This window comes from Variovorax boronicumulans (assembly GCF_040544675.1).
Classification (GTDB): Bacteria; Pseudomonadota; Gammaproteobacteria; order Burkholderiales; family Burkholderiaceae_C; genus Variovorax; species Variovorax boronicumulans_D.
This window is the reverse complement of the sequence record NZ_JBEPKK010000004.1, coordinates 75,840-93,931: the sequence shown is the minus strand read 5'-3', so window position 1 is coordinate 93,931 and position 18,092 is coordinate 75,840. Positions and strand designations below refer to the sequence as shown.

The 18,092-nt window shown below is 65.0% G+C and carries 17 protein-coding genes; 10 read left to right on the top strand and 7 right to left on the bottom strand.

Annotated features, from left to right (window positions below; translation table 11 throughout):
* Positions 1-12: 12 nt before the first annotated feature.
* The 3 genes from ABIC90_RS09055 to ABIC90_RS09045 all read right to left on the bottom strand — a co-directional run bounded on the left by ABIC90_RS09055 (position 13) and on the right by ABIC90_RS09045 (position 3,791).
* Positions 13-1,374 (bottom strand): alpha/beta fold hydrolase, encoded by a 1,362-nt coding sequence (locus ABIC90_RS09055; RefSeq protein WP_354353765.1) that lies wholly within the window; start codon positions 1,372-1,374, stop codon positions 13-15.
* A gap of 83 nt (positions 1,375-1,457) precedes the next feature.
* Positions 1,458-2,573 (bottom strand): acyl-CoA dehydrogenase family protein, encoded by a 1,116-nt coding sequence (locus tag ABIC90_RS09050; protein ID WP_354353764.1) that lies wholly within the window; start codon positions 2,571-2,573, stop codon positions 1,458-1,460.
* A 36-nt stretch (positions 2,574-2,609) separates the two neighbouring features.
* Positions 2,610-3,791: an acyl-CoA dehydrogenase family protein gene (locus tag ABIC90_RS09045; protein ID WP_354353763.1), complete on the bottom strand. Its 1,182-nt coding sequence runs from the start codon at positions 3,789-3,791 to the stop codon at positions 2,610-2,612.
* A 153-nt stretch (positions 3,792-3,944) separates the two neighbouring features.
* Between ABIC90_RS09045 and purN the strand changes: the two genes are divergently transcribed.
* Together purN and ABIC90_RS09035 are read left to right on the top strand one after the other, a co-directional pair.
* On the top strand, positions 3,945-4,541 hold the full coding sequence (gene purN, locus ABIC90_RS09040; RefSeq protein WP_354353762.1) for a phosphoribosylglycinamide formyltransferase: 597 nt from the start codon (positions 3,945-3,947) through the stop codon (positions 4,539-4,541).
* A gap of 36 nt (positions 4,542-4,577) precedes the next feature.
* Positions 4,578-4,892 (top strand): I78 family peptidase inhibitor, encoded by a 315-nt coding sequence (locus ABIC90_RS09035; RefSeq protein ID WP_354353761.1) that lies wholly within the window; start codon positions 4,578-4,580, stop codon positions 4,890-4,892.
* Positions 4,893-4,897: 5 nt separating this feature from the next.
* Here the strand turns inward: ABIC90_RS09035 and ABIC90_RS09030 are convergent, their stop codons facing one another.
* Complete coding sequence (locus ABIC90_RS09030) at positions 4,898-5,131, bottom strand: DUF1653 domain-containing protein (protein ID WP_354353760.1); 234 nt, start codon at positions 5,129-5,131, stop codon at positions 4,898-4,900.
* A gap of 51 nt (positions 5,132-5,182) precedes the next feature.
* Here ABIC90_RS09030 and ABIC90_RS09025 point away from each other — a divergent pair, with 51 nt between their 5' ends.
* From ABIC90_RS09025 to ABIC90_RS09015, 3 genes are all read left to right on the top strand, one after another.
* Positions 5,183-7,036 (top strand): M48 family metallopeptidase, encoded by a 1,854-nt coding sequence (locus tag ABIC90_RS09025; RefSeq protein ID WP_354353759.1) that lies wholly within the window; start codon positions 5,183-5,185, stop codon positions 7,034-7,036.
* Between the two features lie 28 nt (positions 7,037-7,064).
* Complete coding sequence (locus ABIC90_RS09020) at positions 7,065-8,336, top strand: RsmB/NOP family class I SAM-dependent RNA methyltransferase (protein ID WP_354353758.1); 1,272 nt, start codon at positions 7,065-7,067, stop codon at positions 8,334-8,336.
* Positions 8,337-8,468: 132 nt separating this feature from the next.
* Positions 8,469-9,683, top strand: a complete 1,215-nt coding sequence (locus ABIC90_RS09015; protein ID WP_354353757.1) for a DesA family fatty acid desaturase — start codon at positions 8,469-8,471, stop codon at positions 9,681-9,683.
* Between the two features lie 178 nt (positions 9,684-9,861).
* On the opposite strand, the gene rpmG is transcribed toward ABIC90_RS09015, so the two are convergent.
* The 3 genes from rpmG to trxB all read right to left on the bottom strand — a co-directional run bounded on the left by rpmG (position 9,862) and on the right by trxB (position 11,424).
* The gene (rpmG, locus tag ABIC90_RS09010) at positions 9,862-10,035 is read right to left on the bottom strand and encodes a 50S ribosomal protein L33 (protein ID WP_007830291.1); all 174 of its coding nucleotides are present in this window, start codon (positions 10,033-10,035) and stop codon (positions 9,862-9,864) included.
* 11 nt (positions 10,036-10,046) lie between these two features.
* A complete protein-coding gene (gene rpmB / locus ABIC90_RS09005; protein WP_007830293.1) occupies positions 10,047-10,280 on the bottom strand; it encodes a 50S ribosomal protein L28 in 234 nt (77 codons plus the stop codon).
* A 184-nt stretch (positions 10,281-10,464) separates the two neighbouring features.
* Entirely contained in the window at positions 10,465-11,424 is a 960-nt protein-coding gene (gene trxB, locus ABIC90_RS09000; RefSeq protein WP_354353756.1) for a thioredoxin-disulfide reductase, read from the bottom strand.
* A 181-nt stretch (positions 11,425-11,605) separates the two neighbouring features.
* Here trxB and ABIC90_RS08995 point away from each other — a divergent pair, with 181 nt between their 5' ends.
* From ABIC90_RS08995 to ABIC90_RS08975, 5 genes are all read left to right on the top strand, one after another.
* Positions 11,606-12,280, top strand: coding sequence for a Crp/Fnr family transcriptional regulator (locus tag ABIC90_RS08995; RefSeq protein ID WP_042580841.1), 675 nt, complete (start codon positions 11,606-11,608; stop codon positions 12,278-12,280).
* A 93-nt stretch (positions 12,281-12,373) separates the two neighbouring features.
* Positions 12,374-14,797 carry a DNA translocase FtsK gene (locus tag ABIC90_RS08990; protein ID WP_354353755.1) on the top strand — a complete coding sequence of 808 codons (2,424 nt, stop codon included), beginning with the start codon at positions 12,374-12,376 and terminating at the stop codon, positions 14,795-14,797.
* Positions 14,798-14,964: 167 nt separating this feature from the next.
* Positions 14,965-15,597, top strand: coding sequence for an outer membrane lipoprotein chaperone LolA (gene lolA, locus ABIC90_RS08985; RefSeq protein ID WP_354353754.1), 633 nt, complete (start codon positions 14,965-14,967; stop codon positions 15,595-15,597).
* Between the two features lie 20 nt (positions 15,598-15,617).
* Positions 15,618-16,910: a replication-associated recombination protein A gene (locus ABIC90_RS08980; protein WP_354353753.1), complete on the top strand. Its 1,293-nt coding sequence runs from the start codon at positions 15,618-15,620 to the stop codon at positions 16,908-16,910.
* 242 nt (positions 16,911-17,152) lie between these two features.
* The gene (locus ABIC90_RS08975) at positions 17,153-18,082 is read left to right on the top strand and encodes a branched-chain amino acid ABC transporter permease (RefSeq protein WP_354353752.1); all 930 of its coding nucleotides are present in this window, start codon (positions 17,153-17,155) and stop codon (positions 18,080-18,082) included.
* The last annotated feature ends 10 nt before the right edge of the window (positions 18,083-18,092 follow it).

Below are 18,092 nucleotides of genomic sequence, written 5' to 3'. Positions count from 1 at the left end.
CCGCGGTCCTCATCAATAAGTCAGTTCGAGCACCGTCACATGCTCCTTCACCGCGGGCCATGTCAGCCCGGCGATGCGCTCGCCGTTGAACTCGCCGACGACCGCGCGCTGCGGCTCGCTTGCGGCAATGCGCAGCCTGGAACTCGAAACACCCGAACCCTGGGGTGGCACACCGGCCGGCGGGGTTCGGCCATCGAATCGCATGATGTCGCGCTGTGCGTCGAAGTAACCCCGAGGCCGCGTGAAGACCACGACCACATTGGCGCTGCCGTCGGCCGGCGTGAGGCGTTCGGGTCGCAGGTTGACGACGCTGCTGCTGCGCGGAAACGGGCTGCGGTAGATGTGCGTGGTGCCGTAGCCGGGTGCGCTCAGCACGAATTCGTAGGCCGTGCCGCCGCGTGCGCTGAACGGCCCCCAGCGGCCGTCGGCACCGATGTTCTTGCTGTGCACCGCATCGCCGCGCCGCTCGCCGGTGGCCGCATCGACGGCGTAGATCCGCAGTTGGCCGCCGTTGAGCGAGAGGTTCTCCGCACCGATGGCGCGCCCGTCGAGCACCACGTTCGCTTCGGCCGCCACGGCCGTGCTGCCCGGCGCCGCGCCGGTCAGGAACTGCCAGGTCGCTGCAAACGCGGCGGGCGAGAACGAGGTCTCGCGGTGATCGACGCGCGGCAGCACGATGTTCGTCGCGCCCTTGAGCGCCGGCCCGTCGAAGCCGATGTTCGTCGGCTTGCCGGGTGCGCCGATCCAGACGCCGTCGGGCTGCGCGTACTTGTCGTTGTTGTCCGAGCGCAGCGTGAGCCACTTCACGCCGGGCGGGACCTCGTCGCCGTTCGCGCCCTTGGGCGCATTGAGCTGCTGCATGAAGCCAGAGAGCCCCGAGAACTCGTTGTTCTCGCGAAAGCCCTTCACCGCCCAGATGCCGTGCGCCGGGTTGCCGCCCAGCACCACGTGGCTGACCACGGCCGCGCCGCCGCCGTTCTGCACGTAGTTGCGGATGGTGTTGCCGCCGCGCGAGTTGCCGATCAGCACCACCTTGCTGGCGCCCGTGGCCTTGAGCACCTTGTCGACCTCGGCTTTCAGGAAGACGGCCGACTCGGCGGTCGAACTGCGGCCGGGCTGCGCCACGGCGTCGTCGTCGCGGGCCACCGGGTTCGGCTGGTCGACCGCAAAGAGCCGGTCACGCGGCCAGCCGTTCGATTCGAAGCGCCAGATGGTCGTCTGCCACAGCGCGGCCGAGTCGCCGTTGCCGTGCATGAAGACGATCGGCGGGCGTTCGATGAACGAGGGCGACGGTGAAGTGGCGCAGGCGGTCAGCATGGCAGTGGAGGCGAGCCCCGAAATACCCATGGCGATGAGGGTGCGGCGAGATTGCATGTTTCGTTCCCGGCTGGGTTCCAAGTGAAAACGCCCACCGGCGCAAGGCGGGCGGGCGTTGGATGCTATGGGAAAAATAACTGTCAGGCGAAGACGCCGGCAGTGTCCTGCATGCGGGCCGACACTTCGCCCAGGTGGTGCAAGGTGTCGCCGAAGGTCAGCTCCAGCTGCGTGAGCTTGCGGAAGTAGTGGCTGCCGATGTATTCGTCGGTCACGCCGATGCCGCCATGCAGCTGCACCGAGTTGGCGGCCACGTAGCGCATCGACGTGCCCAATTGGTACTTGGCGCGCGCCAGCGCCTGGCGCCGCTCTTCGGCCGGGGCGTTGAGCTTGAGCGTCGCGTAGTAGCTCATCGAGCGCGCGAGTTCCAGCTGCATCTTCATGTCGGCGACGCGGTGGCGCAGCGCCTGGAAGGTGGAGATGGTCACGCCGAACTGCTTGCGCTGGTTCATGTAGTCGACGGTGAGGGCGACGGTCTTGTCCATCACGCCGACCGCTTCGGCGCAGGTGGCGGCAATGCCGACATCGACGGCGTATTCCAGCGCGGCCAGGCCATCGGCCGTGACCAGCGTGGCGTCGGCCTTGTCGAACACCACCTCGGCCGCGCGGCCGCCGTCCTGAGTGCCGTAGCCTCTGGCTTCCACGCCGCTGGCGCTGCGTTCGACCAGGAAGAGGGCGATCTTGCCGTCGACCTTGGCCGGCACGAGGTACGCATCGGCTTCGTCGCCCACGGGCACCACGCTCTTGGCGCCGGTCAGCGACCAGCCGTCGCCGGTCTTGGCGGCATGGGCGTCGCACACGTCGATGCGGTAGCGCGCCTTGCGTTCCTGGTAGGCCAGTACCACGATGGCCTGGCCGCCGGCAATGCGCGGCAGCCAGTTGTCCTTGGTGCCTGCGTCGGCATGGCCGCTGAGCACGGCGCCAGCGATCAGCGTCTGCGCGAAGGGTTCCAGCACGATGCCGCGGCCCAGTTCTTCCATCACGACCATGCCGGCCACCGGGCCCATGCCCAGGCCGCCGTCGTCTTCGGCGATGTACAGGCCGCCCAGGCCGAGCTCGGCCAGTTCGTCCCACGCCTCGCGCGAGAAGCCGCCCTTGGCCTCGATGCCGCGGCGGCGCTCGAAGTCGTAGCCCTTGTCGACCCACTTGCGAACGGCGTCGCGCAGTTGTTCCTGGTCGTCGGTGAAATTGAAATCCATATATATCTCCGTTCGTCCTGAGCTTGGTCGAAGGGCTCAGCCCAGCACCGTCTGGGCGACGATGTTGCGTTGTACTTCGTTCGAGCCGCCGTAGATGGTGGTCTTGCGCATGTTGAAGAAGGTCGATGTCAGCGGCGCGAGCGCAGGGTTGCCGCCCGGGAAGTTGCCCTGCCAGCCGGCTTCCATCGCTTCGCGGATCAGCGGCAGAGAGTAGGGGCCGCCGGCCAGCATCATCAGTTCGCTGTAGCGCTGCTGGATCTCGCTGCCGCGGATCTTGAGCAGGCCCGCGACGTCCAGCGAGTTCTTGCCCGAGGTCGCGGCCGACAGCACGCGCAGCACCATCATCTCGAGCGCGACGATGTCGACTTCGAGCTTGGCAATCTCGTCGCGGAAGCGCGTGTCTTCGTAGACACCTTCGCTCTTGGCGATGCGCTTGAGGCGCTCGAGTTCGCGCTTGGCGCGGTTCACGTCGGCGATGTTGGTGCGCTCGTGCGAGAGCAGGTGCTTGGCGTAGGTCCAGCCCTTGTTCTCTTCGCCGATGAGGTTCTCGGCGGGCACTTCGACGTTGTCGAAGAACACTTCGTTGACTTCATGGCCGCCGTCGAGCAGCTTGATCGGGCGCACGGTGACGCCGGGCGACTTCATGTCGAGCAGCAAAAAGCTGATGCCCGTCTGCGGCTTGCCTTCGTTGCTGGTGCGCACGAGGTTGAACATCCAGTCGCCGTACTGGCCGAGCGTGGTCCAGGTCTTCTGGCCGTTGACGATGTACTTGTCGCCTTGGCGCTCGGCCTTGGTCTTGACCGAAGCCAGGTCGGAACCCGAGCCCGGTTCGCTGTAGCCCTGGCTCCACCAGACTTCGCCGCTGGCGATGCCGGGAAGAAAGCGCTTTTGCTGCTCGGCGTTGCCGAAGGCCATGATCACCGGGGCGACCATCACGGGGCCGAAGGGAATGATGCGCGGCGCGCCGGCAAGGGCGGTTTCTTCCTCGAAGAGGTGGCGCTGGATGGCGGTCCAGCCGGGGCCGCCGAATTCGGTGGGCCATCCGTAGCCCAGCCAGCCCTTCTTGCCGAGGATCTTGGCCCAGCTCTGCAGATCGTCGCGCGTCAGCTCCAGTGCGTTGTGCACCTTGTGCGAAATCTCTTGGGGAAGGTTCTGTTTGACCCAGGCGCGAATTTCTTCGCGGAACGTCTGTTCCTCGGGCGTGAAGCTCAAATCCATGCGTGCCTCGCTGTGTTGATCGGTTCACCGCCGACGCGGTGTGTCTCCGGGACTTCGAGTTTTAGCACGGTCGTGCTGTGATTCGGTGTCCGCGCGGCGACAAGCGGCCGGCTCCGCCGAGGCGGCCGCGGCCCACGGATAATCCCGCCTCCCATGAAGAACATCGTGATCCTGATCTCCGGCGGCGGGTCCAACATGGCGGCCATCGTGCGTGCCGCCGAGCATGACCGCTGGGCCGAACGCTTCGGTGCGCGCATCGTGGCGGTCATCAGCAACAAGGCGGAGGCCGGCGGGCTTGCGCTTGCCAGGTCGCACGGCATTGCCACCGCCGTCGTCCCGCACAAGGAATTTCCGACGCGCGAGGCGTTCGACGAGGCGCTGGCGAAGACGGTGGAAGCGCATTCGCCGGCGTTGGTGGTGCTGGCAGGCTTCATGCGGATCCTGACGCCGGGGTTTGTCGAGCGCTATGCGGGCCGGCTGATCAACATCCATCCCTCGCTGCTGCCGGCCTTTCCGGGGCTGAACACGCACCAGCGCGCCATCGATGCGGGCTGCAAGGTGGCCGGCGTGACCGTCCACCAGGTCACGACCGAGCTTGACCACGGTCCGATCCTCGCGCAGGCCGTGGTGCCGGTGCTGCCCGACGACACCGCCGCCACGCTGGCCGGCCGGGTGCTGGCCCAGGAACATCAGTTGTATCCACGCGCCATCGCCGGATGGCTTGCGGATACATCACGTCACATTCGTTAAAGTTGTTTATATTCGCGGGTTTTCGGGAGCTTTGACGTGAAGAAGAAAACCCAATCGCTGTTTTTGACCGCTGCCGGTGCCGTTTTGTTGGCGGGCTGCGCTGCGCCGGGGCCCGCGACCGCGCCGGCCGCGCCCCCGGAGCCGGTCTTCCAATGCAATGCCGACGGCGCACGGTTTGCCGTCGGTCAGCCGCTGACGCCGCAGCTCGAGGCTGCCGCGCGCGTGCGCGCAGAGGCGGGGATCGTGCGCGTGCTGAAGCCAGGCGAGGCGGTCACGATGGAACTCAACGGGGGTCGGCTCAATCTGGACGTCGATGCGCGCAACCGCGTGACCGACGTTCGCTGCGGCTGACAAACCTAGACGGGGGTGAATCGCTGCCGCGGCACGCCGTCGATCTCGACGGTTTCGCCGAACATCGCGGCAGGACGGACCCAGAGGCCCCGGGCGCCGTACAGGGCGCGGTACAGCGTCATGGGTTCCAGGGTTTCGCTGTGGCGCACGGTGCCCAGGACTTCGTATTCGCCGCCCTTGTAGTGGCGGTAGCGCCCAGGGGGTGTTTCGATCAGAGGTGGCAGGTCTTCGTCGGTCAACGGGGGCTTCTTTCTTCAAAAGCTGTCAGTGCTTGATTTGACGGGAGTCGAATGGATCGCGCGGATTTTGTTCACCTGGTCCGGCTGAGCGAGCATGCCAGCAAGGACGACAGCGCGCGCTACCGGCGCAGCGTCGCGGCCTTTGCCGCGCTCGGCTACCTGTGGGTGCTGGGCTGTCTGGCGCTTTCGGTGGGCATCGTCGTCTGGGTCGCCGTGTCGCTGGGGCGCGATCGTTTCAACCTGACGCGCGGCTGGCTCCTGCTGTTTGCCCTGGGGCTGCTCTGGGCGACGGTGCGCGCGCTGTGGGTGCGTTTCGACGAGCCGGAAGGCAAGGCGCTTTCGCGCGCCGATGCGCCGGCGCTCTTCGAGGCCCTCGACCGCATCCGCGTGAAGATCAAGGGCCCGCCCGTCCATCGGGTCTACATCGACGACGATTTCAACGCCAGCATCCGCCAGGTGCCCCGCTTCGGGCTCTTCGGCGGGGCGGTCAATTCGCTGAGCATCGGCCTGCCGCTCCTGATGATGCTCGACCGGCGGCGCCTGCTGTCGGTGCTGGCGCACGAATACGGTCACCTGCGCGGCAACCACGGCAAGCTCAGCGCCTGGATCTACCGCACCCGGCTGTCGTGGCTCAAGCTGGACGCCAGCCTGCAGCGCAACGAAGGCGTGATGGCGATGTTCTCGCAGGCCTTCTTTCACTGGTATTTCCCGCGCTTCGCGGCCAAGACCTTCGCGCTCGCGCGGCAGGACGAGTACGAAGCCGACCGCATTTCGGGCCAGTTGCTCGGCACGCCGGTGGCCGCGGCCGCCCTGACCGAGATCGCGATCAGGGGTGATTGGTACGCCAACGAGTTCTGGCCCTCGCACTGGGCCCGCGCCGAACTGGAGCCGCAGCCGCCGGGTCCGTTCGAGGCCCTGCACAAGCGCTCGCTCACGCCGCCGGACGAGGTCTTCGCGCGCCAGTCCCTGCGCGAAGCCCTGCGCCGCGTGAGCGACCTGGACGACACCCATCCGGTGCTGCGCGACCGGTTGGAAGCGCTGGGCCAGAAGGCGGTGCTGCCGCCCTGGTCGGAGCGGCCGGCGCTGGACCTGCTGGCCGACAGCGCGAAGTGGATCGGCCATTTCGACAACCTCTGGCGCCGCGCCCATGCCGGCGACTGGAAGCAGCACCACGCGCACCGCTCGCGCATCCGCGAACGCATCGCGGTACTGGCGGCGCGCGGTGAACGGAATACGCCCGACGAGATGGTCGAGTGGGCCGATTCCGAGCGGCGGCTCGATCCGGCGGCGCAGGTGCGCGCGCACTACGAAAGCGCGCTCCGGATTGCACCCGAGCATCCCGGGGCGCTGCGCGGGCTGGTGCAGATGCTCCCCCTGAGTGACCGCGCCGCCCGTTTGGAAGTGCTCGAACGCCTGCATCACTCGGGCGCCGCCAGCCGATGGTGGGCTGCGCAGAGCGCGGTTGCGTCGCTCGAAGACCCTGACGCCGGGCCGCACGACGAAGAGGCGCTCAAGCTGTGGCGGGGGCGGCTCAGGGAGGCGGAAGAGGCCGAAGAGCGCGCGTGGGAGGAAATCACCAGCACGTCTTTTTTCAGCCAGATCGCGCGCCACGACCTGAACGACTACGAACTGGGCGAGCTGAAGGCGGATTTCTTGCGCTGCCTGCCCGTGTCGCGGGCCTGGGTGGTGCGCAAGAACCTGCGTGAGTTCCAGTGGCGCCGCGCGTACATCGTGTTCGTCGACCTGCCCGGACTCGACGACGACGACCGCTGGCATCTGTGCCGCGAGCTCGAGCAGACGCTGACCCTCCCGGGCGCGGCACTGGTGCTCTGGGCCGGCCATTCACCCACGGTGGCGGATATCGAACAGCACGCATTCGGCGCCGTTTGGACGCGCGGAGCCTAGCGAGGCGACCGCCTGAGACAATCGGGGGATGCATCCCAAAGCCCTGTTGGAGGCCACCGCCGATCTGGTGGGCCTTGTCCTGAAATTCGATCACCCGGCCGATCAGGTCGTTTCCCGCTTTTTTCGCGACCATCGCGAGTTCGGCCCGCGTGAGCGCGCCACGCTGGCCGAGACCGTCTACACCGTGCTTCGCAAGAAGCTGCTGTTCGACCACCTCTCGCCTTCGGGCAGCGGCTCGAAGGAGCGCCGCATGGCGATCCTGGGTTTTTACGGCCCGCGCGACTTTCTGAAGAGCGCGCTCAACGACACCGAAAAGCGCTGGCTCGACAACTGCGACGCCGTCAAGCCCGATGACCTGCTCGAGCGCCATCGCCACAACCTGCCGGAATGGCTGGTGGCGCCGCTCAAGGCCCAACTCGGCGATGGTTTCTGGCCGCTGGTCGAGAGCCTGCAGCAGGCGGCTCCTTTGGATCTGCGCGTCAATGCACTGACAGACAAGCGGGCGGAAGTGAAGGCCGAGCTTGCGAAGGCTGCTATCAAATCTGAAGTAACGCCGTTCTCGCCGTGGGGCTTGCGCATCGAAGGCAAGCCGGCGCTGACCAAGCTGGACGCGTTCGCCCGCGGCGCTGTCGAGGTGCAGGACGAAGGCTCGCAACTGCTGGCGCTGCTGCTGGACGCCAAACGCGGCGAGATGGTGGTCGATTTCTGCGCCGGCGCGGGTGGCAAGACCCTGGCCATCGGCGCCACGATGCGCAACACCGGCCGTCTTTATGCTTTCGACACCTCGGCGCACCGGCTCGACGCGCTCAAGCCGCGGCTGGCGCGCAGCAAGCTGTCGAATGTCCATCCGGCCGCGATCGCCCATGAGCGCGACGACCGGATCAAGCGCCTGGCGGGCAAGATCGACCGGGTGCTGGTCGATGCGCCGTGTTCTGGGCTGGGTACGCTGCGGCGCAATCCCGACCTCAAATGGCGGCAGTCGCCCAAGTCGGTGGAGGAATTGACGGCCAAGCAGACCGCCATTTTGCAAAGCGCGGCGCGGCTGGTGAAGTCGGGCGGGCGGTTGGTCTATGCCACCTGCAGCGTGCTGCCGGAGGAAAACGAGGCCATCGCCGAGGCTTTTGGCGCCGCCAACCCCGATTTCGAGCCTCAGGATGCCGCAGAACTGCTGCAGGGGCTCAAAGTGGAGGGTTTCGAAGCGCTTTGCGCCGGCGGCACGGACGGCAGGCGCTACCTGCGGCTTTGGCCGCACCGCCATTCGACGGATGGTTTCTTTGCCGCGGTGTGGAACCGCAAATAGGGGCGGGACTCCAAACTAGGGTTAATCAGCGCTTTTCTTGAAGGGTAAAAGGCCTCGTTTTGGCCATGCCCCCTTAAAATCGCCGGTTATCTTAAGGTTGCACCTTCGTGTGGCCATGGAGTACCTGACTCAATGTTGCTTCCTGACTCGGTCGTTTTCAACGCGGCCATCCAATGGCTCGGACACGGCTTGTGGGACCTCACATGGTGGCAAGTCGTGTTGTACACGCTGGTCACCACGCATATCACGATTGCCGCGGTCACGATTTTCCTGCACCGCACGCAAACGCACCGGGCCATGGATCTGGGCCCGATCCCGTCGCATTTCTTCCGCTTCTGGCTGTGGTTGGGCACCGGCATGGTGACCAAGGAATGGGTTGCCATTCACCGCAAGCACCACGCCAAGTGCGAGACCCAGGAAGACCCGCACAGCCCGCAGGTCAAGGGCATCGACGAAGTGCTCTGGCGCGGCGCCGAGCTCTATCGCAAAGAGTCGAAGAACAAGGAAACGATGGAGCGCTACGGTCACGGCACGCCCGATGACTGGATCGAGCGCAACCTCTACACGCGCTACAGCTGGCAGGGTGTGGGCCTCATGCTGATCATCAATCTGGCGCTGTTCGGCACGCTCGGCATGGCTGTGTGGGCAGTGCAGATGCTGTGGATCCCGATCACCGCGGCCGGCATCATCAACGGCATTGGCCACTACTGGGGCTATCGCAACTTCGAGGCGCCCGATGCCAGCCGCAACATCTCGCCCTGGGGCCTGATCATCGGCGGCGAAGAGCTGCACAACAACCACCACACCTATCCGACTTCGGCCAAGTTCTCGGTCAAGAAGTACGAGTTCGACATCGGCTGGATCTACATCCAGGCCATGCAGGCGATTGGTTGGGCCAAGGTCAAGAAGGTGCCGCCGAAGATGCAGATGGGCGAAATCCAGCCCGTGGCCAACGAGAAGACGCTGGAAGCCGTCATCGCCAACCGCTACGAAGTCATGGCCGGCTATGCCCGCGAGATGCGTCGTGCGACCAGCGAAGAACTGGCGCTGCTCAAGACCAAGGGCGCCGACATCTCGGTGCTCAAGGCGGCGAAGCGCTGGTTGCATCGCGACGACGACAAGGTGCCGGCATCTGTGCGCACGCATCTCGTTCAGGCGCGTGCCGCCCACCCGGTGCTCGACAAGATGGTGACGATGCGCGAAGAACTGCGTCAGCTCTGGCTGAACACCTCGCAGTCGCGCGAGCAGCTGGCGGCCGACCTGGCGGCCTGGTGCCATCGTGCCGAAGCCAGCGGCATTGCAGGCCTGCGCGAGTTCTCCAAGCGCCTGCGCGCTGCACGCGCCTGAGAGAGCTTGGCCTCTCCATAAGAAAGCCGACCCCCGGGTCGGCTTTTTTGTGCGCGTTGACTTCGCGTATGGGTGTGCCGGTATTTCCGCAAGGGCGGATTCAACCAATGCCAATCGACAGGCAACAAAAAACCCGCTGGGTTAGCAGCGGGTTTTTTGTTGGAGAACCGGAGCCGAATTACTTCAGCTTGATTTCCTTGTATTCGACGTGCTTGCGCGCCTTCGGGTCGAACTTCATGATCGACATCTTTTCAGGCATCGTCTTCTTGTTCTTGCTGGTCGTGTAGAAGTGGCCGGTACCCGCGGTGGATTCCAGCTTGATCTTTTCGCGTCCGCCTTTGCTCGTTGCCATGATTCAGCTCCTTAAGCTTGGCCGCGTGCGCGCAGGTCTGCGAGCACGGCGTCGATACCGTTCTTGTCGATCAGGCGCAGTGCAGCGCTCGAAACGCGCAGGCGAACCCAGCGATTTTCAGTCTCGACCCAGAAACGGCGATATTGCAGGTTCGGCAGGAACCGGCGCTTGGTTTTGTTGTTGGCGTGGGAAACGTTGTTTCCGACCATCGGGCCTTTGCCCGTTACGTCGCATACGCGTGCCATGTGGACACTCTTTCTTGAACAGCTGGCACCGGCGCAATCATTGGTGATTGCAGGGTGTTTTGCAGCTTGACCTCGCCAGAAAACGGGTGGCGGTACCCCGGCTTGCCTAGGTTTCAATGGCTCTCGCAAAAGAGCCATGTTTCGGCAAAGCCTCGGATTATAGCCTTTCCGTGCGGAACCCGGATCAGACCGTGCCGTCCTGCTCCAGGAATCGTTGCGCGTCCAGTGCCGCCATGCAGCCGGTGCCTGCGCTCGTGATGGCCTGGCGGTACACGTTGTCCTGCACGTCGCCGGCAGCGAAGACGCCGGGGATGCTGGTCATCGTGGCGAAGCCTTGCAGGCCGGAGCGGGTCAGGATGTAGTTGTCCTTCATGTCCAGCTGGCCCTGGAAGATGTCGGTGTTGGGGTGGTGCCCGATGGCGATGAAGCAACCCTTGAGGTCGATCTGCTCGGTAGCGCCCGTTTGCGTGTTCTTGATGCGGATGCCCGTCACGCCGGTGCCGTCTCCCAGCACCTCGTCGAGTTCGTTGTGCAGCTTCAGCACGATCTTGCCCTCGGCGACTTTCTCGTTCACCTTGTCGATCAGGATCGGCTCGGCGCGGAATTTGTCCCGGCGATGGACGAGCGTGACCTTGTTCGCGATGTTCGAGAGATACAGCGCTTCTTCGACGGCAGTGTTGCCGCCGCCGATCACGCAGACCTCCTGCTCGCGGTAGAAGAAGCCGTCGCAGGTGGCGCATGCGGAGACACCGCGGCCCATGAACTTCTCTTCCGAATCGAGGCCCAGGTACTTGGCCGAAGCGCCCGTGGCGATGATCAGCGAATCGCAGGTGTAGGTGCCGCTGTCTCCGGTCAGGGTGAACGGGCGCTTGCTCAGGTCGACCTTGTTGATGTGGTCGAACACGATCTGCGTCTTGAAGCGCTCGGCGTGTTCCAGAAATCGCTGCATCAACTCCGGCCCTTGCACGCCATGCACGTCGGCCGGCCAGTTGTCGACCTCGGTGGTGGTCATCAATTGCCCGCCCTGGGCGATGCCCGTAATGAGCAAAGGCTGCAAATTCGCACGGGCTGCATAGACCGCGGCGGTATAGCCGGCAGGGCCGGAGCCGAGAATCAAAACCTTGGCGTGTTGGGGAGAGGACATGAGTAGAAAACCTAAGATTTGCGCTGCGCCAGCGTGTACATTTTCAGGGTGGTAGCGCTATATGTGGAGTATCACCGCCCGGTTCAACACCGGGTGCTCGGTGTTTTCAATGCGCGCGATTGTAGTAATCCATTGGCTTGTCTTTTGGACCAACACCGTGTGCTGTATCAGGGATTGATAAATGTCGATGTTGTCCAACCTTGAATTGCTTCGGCGCGTTCCTTTGTTCGCGTCACTGACGGCCACGCAGTCCGCAAGCATTGCGGACGCGATCATCAAGAAGCGCTTCAAGCGTGCCGAAGTCGTTGTGGAGCAGGGCAAGAAGTCCGACGCGCTCTACATCATCCTCACCGGTCGAGCGCGCGTGACCAGCGCCGACAGCCGCGGCCGCGAGGTCATCCTGGCCACGCTGCATCCCGGGGACTATCTCGGCGAAATGAGCCTGATCGACGACGAGCCGCATTCGGCCACCGTGCGCACCGAGATCCAGTGCGACGTGCTCATGCTGGGCCGCGACGCCTTCGCGCGTTGCCTGCCTGAGAACTCCTCCATGGCCTACAACATCATGCGCGGCCTGGTGCAGCGCCTGCGTCACGCCGATCGCAAGATCGAGTCGCTGGCGCTGATGGATGTCTACGGCCGCGTGGCCCGTTCGCTGCTCGAGTTCGCCGTCGACGACGGTGCGGGCAACCTCAAGGTGCGCGACAAGATTTCCCGCCAGGATCTGGCAAAGATGGTGGGCGCCTCGCGCGAAATGGTGAGCCGCGTCATGAAAGACCTGGAAGAGCGCGGTTTCGTCCAGACCCTGGACGACGGATCGATGATCGTCAAGGAACGCTTGCTGACGCTCACTTGAGCCTTCGGGCCGGGCGCAGATGGCGGCCACGGCCTTTTGTTGTAGTGTTCGTGCGTCCGGCCCCTGTTTGTGGGGCCGGGTGCCGTGTTTTTCATGACCTATTCGCTCCATACGCTTCAATCTTCCTCTGCCGCCGACGGGCAACCCGTGCGCATGCGCGCCATGCGCTTCGCCCACGAAATCACGTTGATCGCCGGGTTCGCCGCGTTGTTGTTCTGGCTGCTGGCCATGCTGAGCTTCACGCCTTCCGACGCGGCGTGGTCTACCTCGGGCACCGGTGGCGAGATCAAGAACTGGGGTGGCCGCATCGGCGCCTGGCTGGCCGACGGCAGCTACTATGCGGCCGGCTATTCGGTCTGGTGGTGCCTTGCGGCCGGCCTGCGTGCCTGGCTTTCGTCGCTGGCCAATTGGTTGCGCGGCGGCGAAACCTCTGCGGCCGGGCAGCCGCCTCGCGGCCGTTTCAACCGCAGCCGCGTGGCGTTCTGGTGCGGCCTCGTCCTGCTGCTGTGCGCAAGCACCATGCTCGAATGGTCGCGCCTGTACCGGCTTGAATCGCATCTCCCCGGCTCCGGCGGCGGCGCGCTGGGTTATCTCGTCGGCCCGGCCAGCGTGCGCTGGATGGGCTTCACCGGCTCGGCCCTCGTGGCCATCGCCGGCGGCGTGATCGGTTCGGCGCTGGTGTTCCGCTTTTCCTGGAGCCTTATTGCCGAGCGCATAGGCGCACGAGCCTATTCGCTCTTCGAGTCGCGCCGCGAGAAGCGCGAAATGGCGGCCGACATCGCCATGGGCAAGCAGGCCGCCCGCGAGCGCGCCGAGGCCGATGAGCCGTCCTTCACGCGCGGCGGCGATTCATCGGGCCATGGCGCAGAGCCCGCGATGACCACCGATTTTCCTGGCGACGAAGAGGACCGCATCGAGGCGCGACCCAAGCGCCGTGCGCCTTCGCCGCCGGTGCAGATCGAGCCCGCGATGACCGAAGTGCCCAAGAGCGATCGCGTCGTCAAGGAGCGGCAGAAGCCGCTCTTCAAGGAACTCCCCGACAGCAAGCTGCCGCAGGTCGACCTGCTCGACGCTGCGCTGGTGCGCCAGGAAACCGTATCGCCCGACACGCTCGAGATGACCTCGCGCATGATCGAGAAGAAGCTCAAGGACTTCGGCGTCGAGGTGCGCGTGGTGCTCGCCTCGCCGGGTCCGGTGATCACGCGCTACGAAATCGAGCCCGCCACCGGCGTGAAGGGCTCGCAGATTCTTGGCCTGGCCAAGGACCTGGCGCGCTCGCTCTCGCTGGTGTCGATCCGCGTGGTCGAGACCATCCCTGGCAAGAACTATATGGCGCTTGAGTTGCCGAACGCCAAGCGCCAGTCGATCAAGCTCAGCGAAATCCTGGGCTCGCAGATCTACAACGAAGGCAAGTCGATGCTCACCATGGGCCTCGGCAAGGACATCATCGGCAACCCGGTGGTGGCCGACCTCGCGAAGATGCCGCACGTGCTGGTGGCCGGTACCACCGGGTCGGGCAAGTCGGTGGGTATCAACGCGATGATCCTCTCGTTGCTCTACAAGGCCGAGGCACGCGACGTGCGGCTCTTGATGATCGACCCGAAGATGCTCGAAATGTCGGTCTACGAAGGCATTCCGCATCTGCTGGCACCCGTGGTCACCGACATGCGCCAGGCCGCGCACGGCCTGAACTGGTGCGTGGCCGAAATGGAGCGCCGCTACAAGCTCATGAGCAAGCTGGGCGTGCGCAACCTGGCCGGCTACAACACCAAGATCGACGAAGCCAAGGCGCGCGAGGAGTTCATCTACAACCCCTTCAGCCTCACGCCCGACGATCCGGAGCCGCTCAAGCGCGAGCCGCACATCGTGGTGGTCATCGACGAGCTTGCCGACCTGATGATGGTGGTCGGCAAGAAGATCGAAGAGCTCATTGCCCGCCTCGCGCAGAAGGCGCGCGCCGCCGGCATCCACCTGATCCTTGCCACGCAGCGGCCCAGCGTGGACGTGATCACCGGCCTCATCAAGGCCAACATTCCGACCCGCATCGCCTTCCAGGTGTCCAGCAAGATCGACAGCCGCACCATCCTCGACCAGATGGGCGCCGAGGCGCTGCTGGGCATGGGCGACATGCTCTACATGCCCAGCGGCACGGGCCTGCCCATTCGCGTGCACGGCGCCTTCGTGAGCGACGAGGAAGTGCACCGCGTGGTGGCCTACCTCAAGAGCCAGGGTGAGCCCGACTACATCGAAGGCGTGCTCGAAGGCGGCACGGTCGACGGCGATGGTGACGGCGACCTGCTGGGCGGCGGCGATGCCGAGAAGGACCCGATGTACGACCAGGCGGTCGAGGTCGTGCTCAAGAACCGCAAGGCCAGCATCTCGCTGGTGCAGCGCCACCTGAAGATCGGCTACAACCGCGCCGCGCGCCTCGTCGAGGACATGGAAAAGGCCGGTCTCGTCAGCGCCATGAGCGGCAGCGGCCAGCGCGAAATCCTGGTGCCGGCGCGCACGGAATAGCACGGAGCAATTGGGATGCGCCCCCGGCACAATTGCGTTACCTGCTGAAAGGCAATTTGCAAGAGCGCCCATTGGGCGTTGCAAATCTTCATGAAGACCTACACATCCCGCAATTCGCCGCGGTTAGGTTCAAGCCCCGAGCAATTCGCTTTTCCGAGGAACTCCAATTGAAAATTCGCCACTGGCTACTGATCGGCCTTCTCTGCTCCGCCAACGCATGGGCCGGCGGGCTTGAAAGCCTTGAGACTTTCGTGAAGACGGTCAAATCCGGCCGCGCCGATTTCACCCAGACCGTGACTGCGCCCTCGCGCGACGGTCAGCCGGGCCGCGTCAAAACCTCCACCGGCACCTTCGAATTCCAGCGGCCCGGCAAATTCAAGTTCGATTACCGCAAGCCCTTTGCCCAGGTCATCGTGGCCGACGGCAAGACGCTATGGCTCTACGACGCCGACCTGAATCAGGTCACCCAGCGCGCCCAGGCGCAGGCGCTGGGCTCCACGCCCGCCGCGCTGATCGCCGCGGCGCCCGATCTGCGCGCGCTGCAGGCCGACTTCACGCTGGAAGCCGCGCCCGAACGCGACGGCCTGGAATGGGTCAAGGCCACACCGAAGAACAAGGACGGCCAGCTGCAAAGCGTGCAGGTCGGCTTTCAGGGCGACGCGCTCGCGGCGCTCGAAATCCTCGACAGCTTCGGCCAGCGCTCGGTGCTCAAGTTCAGCAAGGTCGAGGTGAACCCGTCTCTGCCCGCCAGCGTGTTCGACTTCAAGGCGCCCGCCGGCGCCGATGTCGTCAAGCAGTAAATTTCTTCATCGCCCCAGGTTTGGCCACCAGCTCCCATCAACCCCTCGCCGAGCGTCTTCGTCCCAAGACACTGGGCGAAGTGATCGGCCAGCGGCACCTGCTGGGCCCTGGCATGTCGCTGCGCATCGCGTTCGAATCGGGGCAGCCGCATTCATGCATCCTGTGGGGCCCTCCGGGCACCGGCAAGACCACCATCGCGCGGCTGATGGCCGATGCCTTCGACGCGCAGTTCCTGAGCATCAGCGCGGTGCTGGGCGGGGTGAAGGACATCCGCGAGGCCGTCGAGCGCGCCACGGCCGCGCGCGACGGGCTGGAGCAGCGGCACACCATCGTCTTCGTCGACGAGGTGCACCGGTTCAACAAGAGCCAGCAGGACGCCTTCTTGCCCCATGTGGAGTCGGGGCTGTTCACATTCATCGGTGCCACCACGGAGAACCCTTCGTTCGAGGTCAACTCGGCCTTGCTGTCGCGGGCGGCGGTGTATGTGCTGCAGTCGCTCAACGAGAGCGATCTCAAGCAGATTGTGACCAAGGCCCAGTCGATCCAGGCGGTTCCGGCCATCGACCAGGCCGCCATCGACCGGCTGGTCGCCTATGCGGACGGCGATGCGCGCCGTCTCCTCAACACGCTCGAAACGCTGGCCGTCGCGGCCCGCGCCGAGAAGCTCGACAGCATCACCGACGAATGGCTGCTGCGCGTGCTCGGCGAGCGCATGCGGCGCTACGACAAGGGCGGCGAGCAGTTCTACGACACCATCAGCGCGCTGCACAAATCGGTGCGCGGCAGCGACCCCGATGCGGCGCTTTATTGGTTCGTGCGCATGCTCGATGGCGGTGCCGACCCGCGCTACATGGCCCGACGCCTGGTGCGCATGGCCAGCGAGGACATCGGGCTGGCCGATCCCCGCGCGCTGCGCCTGGCGCTGGATGCGGCCGAGGTCTACGAGCGCCTGGGCACGCCCGAGGGCGAGCTTGCGCTGGCCGAATGCGTGGTCTACCTGGCCATCGCGCCCAAGTCGAACGCGGTCTACAAGGCCTATAACGCCGTGCGCGCCCTCGTCAAGAAGGACAGCACGCGCCCGGTGCCCATGCACCTGCGCAATGCGCCCACCAAGCTCATGAAGGAGCTGGATTACGGCAAGGGCTATCGCTATGCGCACGACGAGGAAGGCGGTTTCGCGGCCGGCGAAAACTACCTTCCCGAGGGCCTGGAAGGCCAGGTCTTCTACGAGCCGGTGGAGCGCGGCCTGGAGATCCGCATCGGGGAGAAGCTGCGAGAGCTTCGCCGCCGCAACGCCGGACAGGGCGACTGATACCCTCTTGCGCCATTTGCGCGCGCCGCGCATGAAGCTAAGCGCATACAGCATGAGGTGAGCGGGTAAACCCCGGTCGCCGCGCACCAAATCAGCGCTGGTGCGTGCTTACAATCCCGCCCACCAAATCTGCCTGCGACACATGCTGGCTGGTTTTTTGCTTGTCCAGCCAAGGGCGCCAAACCGGTGCCACGGTGGGTGAATGGCACCCCTCAACGGTGCAATACATAGGAAATCGCGTTATGGAAATATTGCTGCAGCAGATCATCAACGGTCTGGTTCTCGGCAGCATGTATGCCTTGATAGCCTTGGGCTACACCATGGTGTACGGCATCATCAACCTCATCAATTTTGCGCACGGAGAAGTGCTGATGGTGGGGGCTCTCACAAGCTGGACCATCATCGGCCTCATGAAGGACGGCATGCCCAACGCGCCGGGCTGGCTGGTCCTTCTCATCGCATTGATCATCGCGTGCATCGTCGCGGCGACGCTCAATTTCGTGATCGAGAAGGTGGCCTACAGGCCGCTGCGCAACAGCCCCAAGCTCGCGCCGCTCATCACGGCCATCGGCATGTCGATCCTGCTGCAGACGCTGGCCATGATCATCTGGAAGCCGACCAACAAGGCGTATCCCAACCTGCTGCCCACCGACCCCATCCATGTGGGCGGCGCGGTGATCTCGCCCACGCAGGTGATGATCCTCTCGGTCACGGCGTTCTCGCTCGTGGTGCTGATGTGGCTGGTCAACTACACCAAGCTCGGCCGCGCAATGCGCGCCACCGCGGAGAACCCGCGCGTCGCCGCGCTCATGGGCATCCGGCCCGACATGGTGATTTCGGCCACCTTCATCATCGGCGCCGTGCTTGCGGCCATTGCCGGCGTGATGTACGCGTCCAACTACGGCATCGCGCAGCACGCCATGGGCTTCCTGCCCGGCCTCAAGGCCTTCACCGCCGCGGTGTTCGGCGGCATCGGCAACCTTGCCGGCGCGGTGGTCGGCGGCATCCTGCTGGGCCTCATCGAAGCCATCGGCTCGGGCTACATCGGCACCCTCACGGGCGGTGTGCTGGGCAGCAACTACAGCGACATCTTCGCGTTCATCGTGCTGATCGTCATGCTCACCCTGCGACCGTCGGGCCTGCTCGGCGAACGCGTGGCGGACCGTGCGTAAGGAGCGAACC